The sequence below is a fragment of the Corallococcus llansteffanensis genome, from assembly GCF_003612055.1.
In the GTDB taxonomy this organism is placed as follows: Bacteria; Myxococcota; Myxococcia; order Myxococcales; family Myxococcaceae; genus Corallococcus; species Corallococcus llansteffanensis.
This window is the reverse complement of record NZ_RAWB01001012.1, coordinates 1-1,517: the sequence shown is the minus strand read 5'-3', so window position 1 is coordinate 1,517 and position 1,517 is coordinate 1. Positions and strand designations below refer to the sequence as shown.

The 1,517-nt window shown below is 74.9% G+C and carries 1 pseudogene; it reads right to left on the bottom strand.

Going from position 1 to position 1,517, the window contains the following annotated elements:
* Positions 1-1,304: pseudogene (locus D7V93_RS42940) on the bottom strand (YncE family protein); the annotation flags it as partial.
* Positions 1,305-1,517: the final 213 nt, after the last annotated feature.

The window sequence follows — 1,517 nt, the reverse complement described above, 5'->3', positions numbered from 1 at the left end:
GGGATGGGCAGGGTCTGGAGCACCGCCGCGCCCGCGGTCGCGTCCCTCGCGACGAGCGCCTTCGCGTCCAGCACCCGCACCTGCCCCAGCCCCACGTCCGCCGCGTAGAGCAGGCCGGCCCGGTCATCCAGCGCGAGCCCTTCCGTCACGCCCGCGCCGAAGCCCCGGTGCCGCACCACCTCCTGCCGGTCCAGGTCCAGCACCGCGACGCCGCTGTTCGCGCTCACCTCCATGCGCTGGGCGTTGGGCCCCACGTTCGGACCCAGGCTCGCCATGAAGACGCGCCCCAGCCGCTCGCTCGCCACCAGCGCGCGCGGCGCCTTGCCGCCCATCACCTGCGCGGAGAACGCCTCCGTGGGCCCTCCGACGATGGGCACGCCCGGCTTCGGCACCACCGGAGCCAGCTCCCGGCCGTCGTCCTGCCGCAGCAGCACCACCTGCCCCGTCTGGAGGCTGCCCACCGCCAGCAGGCCCTTGAGCCGCGCCAGCGCGCGCGGGTTCGGATCCACCGGCGCGCTCCACCTCTCACGGCCGTCCGCCAGGGCGAGCGCGTGCACCGTGTCGCGCACGTGCTCGGCCACGAACGCCACGCCGCGCGCGCCATCCACCTCCAGCCCCCACACGCCCGCGGGCGCGGGGACGGCGCGAGGCTTCCGCTCGGGCGTATCCAGCGCGTACAGCCAGAGCCCGGCGTCCGACTGGTGGGCCACGCCCAGCCACGGATGGCCGTCCTGGTCCTTCCACGTCGCGAGCGCCGACGGCCCGTCCCCCGCCGCCATCGCCTCCACGCTTCCCGACCCCACGTCGAGCGCGAACACCGTGTCGGTGGGCGGCGAGGCGACGAAGAGCGTGCGCCCATCCGGCGCGAGGGCCAGCGACGTGAGGTCCGGGAAGGCCGCGTCGTTGACCACCGTGAGCCGCGCGGTGCCCGCGGGCCGGGGCCCCGTGCTCGCGGCGAGCGACAGCTGCACGTCCACCTGGGCCGTTCCCACAGGCAGAGCGAGGTCCGCGGGCAGCCTCGCGTAGGCGTGGCGCGCATCCACCACCGTGAGCGGCAGCTCGCGGGCGAAGGGCGCTCCGAGCACCAGCCGCAGCCCGGGCACCAGCCCCTCGCCATAGAGCGAGAGCGGCTGCGAGGTCTGGTTGCTGGTCAGCCTGGGCCCCACGGCCTGGAGGAGCGGCCGCGCTTCAGCGGCAACGGGCGGCGCGGCGGGGGGCGCCTTGGGAGGCGGCGGAACTCCACGCGGCTTCATTCCCACGGCCGCGAGGCCCAGGACCCCGAGCACTCCCGCGGTCAGTGCCACCCAACGAATCCGTCCCATCACGAGCGCGCGAGCCTCCGGTCCGCGAGCATCCCCCATCCGCCCACCGCCTCGCGATGACTTCGCACCACGTCTGCTCGCATGCTGGGGAAGCACCGTGGGGAAGGAATTTCACGCCACCTTTCCAACGGGCCGAGAAGAAGTGAGTGGGGGCGTGGAGATCCCGCCCCACGTGAGGTGGACTGCCCCCCACAC